The sequence below is a fragment of the Pseudomonas sp. NLJ1 genome (genome assembly GCF_049486705.1).
Classification (GTDB): domain Bacteria; phylum Pseudomonadota; class Gammaproteobacteria; order Pseudomonadales; family Pseudomonadaceae; genus Aquipseudomonas; species Aquipseudomonas inefficax.
Genome location: NZ_CP137735.1, coordinates 2,926,116 through 2,935,000, shown reverse-complemented (window position 1 = coordinate 2,935,000; position 8,885 = coordinate 2,926,116). Strand labels below are relative to the sequence as shown.

The window sequence follows — 8,885 nt, the reverse complement described above, 5'->3', positions numbered from 1 at the left end:
GTTCGTTTCGTCTTCACCACCGCAATCTGCGTCAGCAAATTGCTTGGGTGTTATATGGTCAAGCCTCACGGGCAATTAGTATTGGTTAGCTCAACGCCTCACAGCGCTTACACACCCAACCTATCAACGTCGTAGTCTTCGACGGCCCTTTAGGGGATTCAAGATCCCAGTGAGATCTCATCTTGAGGCAAGTTTCCCGCTTAGATGCTTTCAGCGGTTATCTCTTCCGAACATAGCTACCCGGCAATGCCACTGGCGTGACAACCGGAACACCAGAGGTTCGTCCACTCCGGTCCTCTCGTACTAGGAGCAGCCCCTCTCAAATCTCAAACGTCCACGGCAGATAGGGACCGAACTGTCTCACGACGTTCTAAACCCAGCTCGCGTACCACTTTAAATGGCGAACAGCCATACCCTTGGGACCGGCTTCAGCCCCAGGATGTGATGAGCCGACATCGAGGTGCCAAACACCGCCGTCGATATGAACTCTTGGGCGGTATCAGCCTGTTATCCCCGGAGTACCTTTTATCCGTTGAGCGATGGCCCTTCCATACAGAACCACCGGATCACTAAGACCTACTTTCGTACCTGCTCGACGTGTTTGTCTCGCAGTCAAGCGCGCTTTTGCCTTTATACTCTACGACCGATTTCCGACCGGTCTGAGCGCACCTTCGTACTCCTCCGTTACTCTTTGGGAGGAGACCGCCCCAGTCAAACTACCCACCATACACTGTCCTCGATCCGGATAACGGACCTGAGTTAGAACCTCAAAGTTGCCAGGGTGGTATTTCAAGGATGGCTCCATGAGAACTGGCGTCCCCACTTCAAAGCCTCCCACCTATCCTACACAAGCAAATTCAAAGTCCAGTGCAAAGCTATAGTAAAGGTTCACGGGGTCTTTCCGTCTAGCCGCGGATACACTGCATCTTCACAGCGATTTCAATTTCACTGAGTCTCGGGTGGAGACAGCGCCGCCATCGTTACGCCATTCGTGCAGGTCGGAACTTACCCGACAAGGAATTTCGCTACCTTAGGACCGTTATAGTTACGGCCGCCGTTTACCGGGGCTTCGATCAAGAGCTTCGCTTGCGCTAACCCCATCAATTAACCTTCCGGCACCGGGCAGGCGTCACACCCTATACGTCCACTTTCGTGTTTGCAGAGTGCTGTGTTTTTAATAAACAGTCGCAGCGGCCTGGTATCTTCGACCGGCATGGGCTTACGGAGCAAGTCCTTCACCCTCGCCGGCGCACCTTCTCCCGAAGTTACGGTGCCATTTTGCCTAGTTCCTTCACCCGAGTTCTCTCAAGCGCCTTGGTATTCTCTACCTAACCACCTGTGTCGGTTTGGGGTACGGTTCCCAGTTATCTGAAGCTTAGGAGCTTTTCTTGGAAGCATGGTATCAACCACTTCGTCGCCTAAAGGCAACTCGTCATCAGCTCTCGGCCTTGAAATCCCGGATTTGCCTAAGATTTCAGCCTACCACCTTAAACCTGGACAACCAACGCCAGGCTGGCCTAACCTTCTCCGTCCCTCCATCGCAATAACTGGAAGTACAGGAATATTAACCTGTTTTCCATCGACTACGCTTTTCAGCCTCGCCTTAGGGACCGACTAACCCTGCGTCGATTAACGTTGCGCAGGAAACCTTGGTCTTTCGGCGTGCGAGTTTTTCACTCGCATTGTCGTTACTCATGTCAGCATTCGCACTTCTGATACCTCCAGCAAGCTTCTCAACTCACCTTCACAGGCTTACAGAACGCTCCTCTACCGCGTCATCAAAGATGACACCCGTAGCTTCGGTGCATGGTTTGAGCCCCGTTACATCTTCCGCGCAGGCCGACTCGACTAGTGAGCTATTACGCTTTCTTTAAAGGGTGGCTGCTTCTAAGCCAACCTCCTAGCTGTCTAAGCCTTCCCACATCGTTTCCCACTTAACCATGACTTTGGGACCTTAGCTGACGGTCTGGGTTGTTTCCCTTTTCACGACGGACGTTAGCACCCGCCGTGTGTCTCCCATGCTCGGCACTTGTAGGTATTCGGAGTTTGCATCGGTTTGGTAAGTCGGGATGACCCCCTAGCCGAAACAGTGCTCTACCCCCTACAGTGATACATGAGGCGCTACCTAAATAGCTTTCGAGGAGAACCAGCTATCTCCGAGCTTGATTAGCCTTTCACTCCGATCCACAGGTCATCCGCTAACTTTTCAACGGTAGTCGGTTCGGTCCTCCAGTCAGTGTTACCTAACCTTCAACCTGCCCATGGATAGATCGCCCGGTTTCGGGTCTATACCCAGCGACTAAACGCCCTATTAAGACTCGCTTTCGCTACGCCTCCCCTATTCGGTTAAGCTCGCCACTGAATATAAGTCGCTGACCCATTATACAAAAGGTACGCAGTCACCTAACAAAGTAGGCTCCCACTGCTTGTACGCATACGGTTTCAGGTTCTATTTCACTCCCCTCTCCGGGGTTCTTTTCGCCTTTCCCTCACGGTACTGGTTCACTATCGGTCAGTCAGTAGTATTTAGCCTTGGAGGATGGTCCCCCCATATTCAGACAAAGTTTCTCGTGCTCCGTCCTACTCGATTTCATTGACAAGAGATTTTCGTGTACGGGGCTATCACCCACTATGGCCGCACTTTCCAGAGCGTTCCACTAATCTCAAACCAACTTAAGGGCTGGTCCCCGTTCGCTCGCCACTACTAAGGGAATCTCGGTTGATTTCTTTTCCTCAGGGTACTTAGATGTTTCAGTTCCCCTGGTTCGCCTCTTGCACCTATGTATTCAGTACAAGATACTCAGCTTATGCTGAGTGGGTTCCCCCATTCAGAGATCTCTGGATCACAGTCTGTTTGCCGACTCCCCAAAGCTTATCGCAGGCTACCACGTCTTTCATCGCCTCTGACTGCCAAGGCATCCACCGTATGCGCTTCTTCACTTGACCATATAACCCCAAGCAATCTGGTTATACTGTGAAGACGACATTCGCCGAAAATTCGCATGTTGCTCTTTCGAGCAGAACTCACAAATTTTACCTTAGCCTGATTAACCAGCAGTGAAACTGGTCATCAGTCTATATCTATCACATATCCGAATTTTTAAAGAACGATCTGACAAAAGTCAGAAATCAACATTCGAAGCGAATGCTCATTTCCGAGCTCTGACCAGGAACAACGTCTTCAACCATGAATCAAGCAATTCGTGTGGGAGCTCATCAGTAGGCTGATGTCGTCGATTAAGGAGGTGATCCAGCCGCAGGTTCCCCTACGGCTACCTTGTTACGACTTCACCCCAGTCATGAATCACACCGTGGTAACCGTCCTCCCGAAGGTTAGACTAGCTACTTCTGGTGCAACCCACTCCCATGGTGTGACGGGCGGTGTGTACAAGGCCCGGGAACGTATTCACCGCGACATTCTGATTCGCGATTACTAGCGATTCCGACTTCACGCAGTCGAGTTGCAGACTGCGATCCGGACTACGATCGGTTTTGTGAGATTAGCTCCACCTCGCGGCTTGGCAACCCTCTGTACCGACCATTGTAGCACGTGTGTAGCCCAGGCCGTAAGGGCCATGATGACTTGACGTCATCCCCACCTTCCTCCGGTTTGTCACCGGCAGTCTCCTTAGAGTGCCCACCATAACGTGCTGGTAACTAAGGACAAGGGTTGCGCTCGTTACGGGACTTAACCCAACATCTCACGACACGAGCTGACGACAGCCATGCAGCACCTGTGTCAGAGCTCCCGAAGGCACCAATCCATCTCTGGAAAGTTCTCTGCATGTCAAGGCCTGGTAAGGTTCTTCGCGTTGCTTCGAATTAAACCACATGCTCCACCGCTTGTGCGGGCCCCCGTCAATTCATTTGAGTTTTAACCTTGCGGCCGTACTCCCCAGGCGGTCAACTTAATGCGTTAGCTGCGCCACTAAAATCTCAAGGATTCCAACGGCTAGTTGACATCGTTTACGGCGTGGACTACCAGGGTATCTAATCCTGTTTGCTCCCCACGCTTTCGCACCTCAGTGTCAGTATCAGTCCAGGTGGTCGCCTTCGCCACTGGTGTTCCTTCCTATATCTACGCATTTCACCGCTACACAGGAAATTCCACCACCCTCTACCGTACTCTAGCTCGCCAGTTTTGGATGCAGTTCCCAGGTTGAGCCCGGGGCTTTCACATCCAACTTAACGAACCACCTACGCGCGCTTTACGCCCAGTAATTCCGATTAACGCTTGCACCCTCTGTATTACCGCGGCTGCTGGCACAGAGTTAGCCGGTGCTTATTCTGTCGGTAACGTCAAAACAGCAAGGTATTAGCTTACTGCCCTTCCTCCCAACTTAAAGTGCTTTACAATCCGAAGACCTTCTTCACACACGCGGCATGGCTGGATCAGGCTTTCGCCCATTGTCCAATATTCCCCACTGCTGCCTCCCGTAGGAGTCTGGACCGTGTCTCAGTTCCAGTGTGACTGATCATCCTCTCAGACCAGTTACGGATCGTCGCCTTGGTGAGCCATTACCCCACCAACTAGCTAATCCGACCTAGGCTCATCTGATAGCGCAAGGCCCGAAGGTCCCCTGCTTTCTCCCGTAGGACGTATGCGGTATTAGCGTTCCTTTCGAAACGTTGTCCCCCACTACCAGGCAGATTCCTAGGCATTACTCACCCGTCCGCCGCTGAATCAAGGAGCAAGCTCCCGTCATCCGCTCGACTTGCATGTGTTAGGCCTGCCGCCAGCGTTCAATCTGAGCCATGATCAAACTCTTCAGTTCAATACTGCTTGGGTTTTTAAGAAACCCTAAACTTGGCTCAGCAATCTCAAATGACTATGTGATTTCTCGCATGGCCACTTGTGATGCTGATAATCTTTGTGACTATCAGTCCGTACTCACAAGCACCCACACGAATTGCTTGATTCGATTTGTTAAAGAGCGTTTGGTTAAGAGCTTTTCGTCTCAACCGAGGCGTGCATTCTACGCTTTCCTCATTTGCTGTCAAGCGTTTATTTTGAAGTTTTTTGCGAGAAACTCGTTTAGCTTCAAACACTTGACTCGCTGCGATCTCTCGTAGCGGGAGGCGAACCATACAGCGTTTAAAAGCGCTGTCAACCATCATCTCAACCACTGCGATCTAGCGACCGAAGCACTTCCGATACTACCTGAACCACCTAACCAATTGATTTTCAAGAAGTTTTGCGCTTCGACTACGTCGGAAGTGGGGCGCATTATAAGGGGATTCGAAACCGCGTCAACCCTTAATTTCGAGAAACCCCGATATCGCTGAAAAGCAAAACGGGGAGGCCTGACGGCCTCCCCGCTTTTCATCAAGGCCAAACGCCCTTAAAGCACACCAGTACTGCGCAGCCGCTGCACCTCACCTGCATCCAGCCCCAATACGCCCTCCAGCACAGCCTCGGTATGCTCACCCAGCAGCGGTGGCGCGCGACGGTACTCAACCGGCGTCTCCGACAGCCGTATCGGGCTCGCCACCTGCGGCACACTCCCCGCCAACGGATGCGGAATACTTACCGCCAATCCGCGCGCCAGCACCTGCGGGTCCTGGAACATCTGCGCCAGGTCATTGATAGGGCCGCACGGCACCCCTGCTGCCTCCAGTTGGCTCACCCACTCCGCCGTGGTCTTGAAGACCGTGGCCTGGCGAATCAAAGGAATCAGCTCGGCCCGGTTGGCCACCCGCATCTTGTTGGTAACGAAACGCGGGTCGTCCGCCCATTGCGGCTGCCCGGCCACCTCGGCGAACTTGCGAAACTGGCTGTCGTTGCCCACGGTAAGGATGAAGTCGCCATCCGCGGTCGGAAAATCCTGATAAGGCACGATATTGGGGTGCGCATTACCCAGGCGACGAGGAGGGTTGCCCGTGGTCAGATAATTCATCGCCTGGTTCGCAAGGCAGGCCACCTGCACATCCAGCAACGCCATGTCGACATGCTGGCCCACCCCAGTCTGCTCGCGATGGGCGAGGGCAGCGAGGATTGCCACAGTTGAATACAACCCGGTAAGGATATCAGTCAGCGCCACCCCGACCTTGACCGGCCCCGCACCCTCTTCACCCTCCGGGCGGCCGGTCAGGCTCATCAGCCCGCCCAGCCCCTGGATCATGAAGTCATAACCCGCGCGCTTGGCATAAGGCCCGGTCTGGCCAAACCCCGTAATGGAACAATAGATAAGCCGCGGGTTGATCGCCTTCAGGCTCTGGTAGTCCAGGCCATAGGCAGCCAATCCGCCTACCTTGAAGTTCTCGATGACGATATCGGACTTCGCCGCCAGTTCACGCACCAGGCGCTGCCCCTCGGCCTGGGTGAAGTCGATGGTCACCGAGCGCTTGTTGCGGTTGGCCGACAGGTAATAGGCCGCCTCACTGGTGTTCTCACCCTCGGCATCCTTGAGGAAGGGCGGCCCCCACGAACGGGTATCGTCTCCACTGCCAGGGCGCTCGACCTTTATCACATCGGCCCCAAGGTCAGCGAGAATCTGGCCAGACCATGGGCCGGCCAACACGCGAGAAAGGTCCAGCACCCGCAGATGTGATAGCGCGCCCATGGGCTGGCTCCTTATCAATAGAAGGCCTGGATACCAGTCTGCGCACGCCCCAGGATCAGCGCATGCACATCGTGGGTACCTTCATAGGTGTTGACCACTTCTAGGTTGACCAGGTGGCGGGCCACGCCGAACTCATCGGAAATACCATTGCCACCCAGCATGTCACGCGCCATACGGGCAATATCTAGCGCCTTGCCGCAGGAGTTGCGCTTCATGATCGATGTGATCTCCACCGCAGCCGTGCCTTCGTCCTTCATCCGCCCCAGACGCAGGCAGCCCTGCAGCGCCAGGGTAATCTCGGTCTGCATGTCGGCCAGTTTCTTCTGGATCAGCTGGTTGGCAGCCAATGGACGGCCGAACTGCTGACGGTCCAGGGTGTATTGACGCGCGGTGTGCCAGCAGGCTTCCGCGGCGCCCAGCGCCCCCCACGAGATGCCATAGCGGGCGGAGTTCAGGCAGGTGAACGGGCCTTTGAGGCCGCGTACATCCGGGAAGATGTTTTCCTCTGGCACGAAGACGTTGTCCATGACGATTTCGCCAGTGATCGAGGCGCGCAGGCCGACCTTGCCGTGGATCGCCGGCGCACTGAGGCCCTCCCAACCCTTTTCCAGGACAAAGCCGCGGATATCACCCGCATCGTCCTTGGCCCATACCACGAATACATCGGCGATCGGGCTGTTGGTGATCCACATCTTGCTGCCGGTCAGGCGGTAGCCGCCCTCGACCTTCCGGGCACGAGTGATCATCGAACCCGGGTCGGAGCCGTGGTTAGGCTCGGTCAGGCCGAAGCAACCGATCCATTCACCGCTAGCCAGTTTGGGCAGGTACTTCTGCTTTTGTGCCTCGGTACCGAACTCGTTGATTGGCACCATCACCAGCGACGACTGCACGCTCATCATCGAACGGTAGCCGGAGTCGATACGCTCTACCTCGCGAGCAATCAGGCCATAGCACACGTAGTTCAGGCCACTGCCACCGTATTGCTCGGGAATGGTGGCGCCCAGCAACCCGACCTCGCCCATTTCACGGAAGATCGCCGGGTCGGTCTGCTCATGACGGAAGGCCTCGAGCACGCGCGGGGCCAGCTTGTCCTGGGCGAACTGATAAGCGCTGTCACGCACCATGCGCTCTTCTTCAGTGAGCTGCTGATCTAGCAGCAGCGGGTCGATCCAGTTGAAGCTTGCTTTACCGGCCATGAGCGAAATCCTCGAAATAGTGGGCAGTTTCTTGTGCCTTTGAGCCTAGGCCTGATCGTCCGCCGGGACAAACGAGGATTGCGCACCAATTAGTGATAATTTGTCACTTCGTAAATCGGCAAAACGCCATATTGACAGCCTGACGAGTGAGGTTGACGTACATGCGTCGCAAGATACCCAGCACCGCCGCCCTGGTATGCTTCGAGGCAGCGGCGCGCAACGAGAGCTTTACCAAAGCCGCCCAGGAACTTGCCCTGACCCAAGGCGCCGTCTGTCGGCAGATAGGTGGCCTGGAAGCTTTCCTTAATGTGGAACTGTTCCGTCGCTCGCGCCGCGGCGTGAAGCTGACCGAAGCCGGCCTGTCCTATAGCCGGCAGGTGGCCGCCCAACTGGACGCGGTAGAGCGCGATACCTTGTCGGTAATGCGCCAGCAGGGCGCCAACGTGATCGAGCTGGCCGTCGTGCCCACCTTCGGTACCCAATGGCTGCTACCGCGCCTCAAGGACTTCCAGCAGCGCCACCCGGAGGTCACCGTCAACCTCACCAACCGCACCCGGCCATTCCTGTTTGCTGACACCACCTTCGATGCCGCTATCTATTTCGGCGATGCCGACTGGTCCGGCACGCAGTCGCACCGGCTGATGGGGGAAAACCCGGTACCGGTGTGCAGCCCAGCGCTGCTGGCCGGGCAGGGCGAACTCGACGCGCTGCGCATTGCCCAATTGCCACTGCTGCAGCAGAGCACGCGCCCCTATGCCTGGCGGCAATGGTTCGGCAGCGTCGGCATGAATGTGGAACGCGACATGACAGGCCCGCGCTATGAACTATTCTCGATGCTCGCCCAGGCGGCCATGCATGAGATGGGCATCGCCCTGATTCCGCCGTTCCTGATACAGCGCGAGTTGGAGGAGGGTAGGTTGGTGGTCGCTAACAGGCATGCCCTGAGTAGTGACACGGCCTACTATCTGATGATTCCGGAGCGCAAGGTTGAGTCGGCTTCGCTGCGCGCCTTCCGCGACTGGCTGGTAAGCCAGGCGCAGGCGTACACGGCCAAGACATGACAGAGCACGACAAAGCTGACCTCGTAGTCAATTATTTTTAACACCTACAGATATATGTATTTGTC

Annotated in this window: 3 protein-coding genes and 2 rRNA genes; 1 reads left to right on the top strand and 4 read right to left on the bottom strand. The window is 55.4% G+C overall.

Features of this window, described 5'->3' with window-relative positions:
* Positions 1 to 54: 54 nt before the first annotated feature.
* The 4 genes from R9B85_RS13205 to R9B85_RS13190 form a co-directional block, all read right to left on the bottom strand.
* Positions 55 to 2,946: ribosomal RNA gene (locus R9B85_RS13205) — 23S ribosomal RNA — on the bottom strand.
* A 292-nt stretch (positions 2,947 to 3,238) separates the two neighbouring features.
* Positions 3,239 to 4,775, bottom strand: a 16S ribosomal RNA gene (locus tag R9B85_RS13200).
* The 16S and 23S rRNA genes sit together here, the layout of an rRNA operon.
* A 567-nt stretch (positions 4,776 to 5,342) precedes the next feature.
* The gene (locus R9B85_RS13195; RefSeq protein ID WP_207878727.1) at positions 5,343 to 6,563 is read right to left on the bottom strand and encodes a CaiB/BaiF CoA transferase family protein; all 1,221 of its coding nucleotides are present in this window, start codon (positions 6,561 to 6,563) and stop codon (positions 5,343 to 5,345) included.
* Between the two features lie 14 nt (positions 6,564 to 6,577).
* Entirely contained in the window at positions 6,578 to 7,759 is a 1,182-nt protein-coding gene (locus R9B85_RS13190) for an acyl-CoA dehydrogenase (RefSeq protein WP_112251756.1), read from the bottom strand.
* A gap of 161 nt (positions 7,760 to 7,920) precedes the next feature.
* On the opposite strand from R9B85_RS13190, the gene R9B85_RS13185 reads away from it, so the two are divergent.
* A complete protein-coding gene (locus R9B85_RS13185; protein WP_423770282.1) occupies positions 7,921 to 8,820 on the top strand; it encodes a LysR family transcriptional regulator in 900 nt (299 codons plus the stop codon).
* Positions 8,821 to 8,885: the final 65 nt, after the last annotated feature.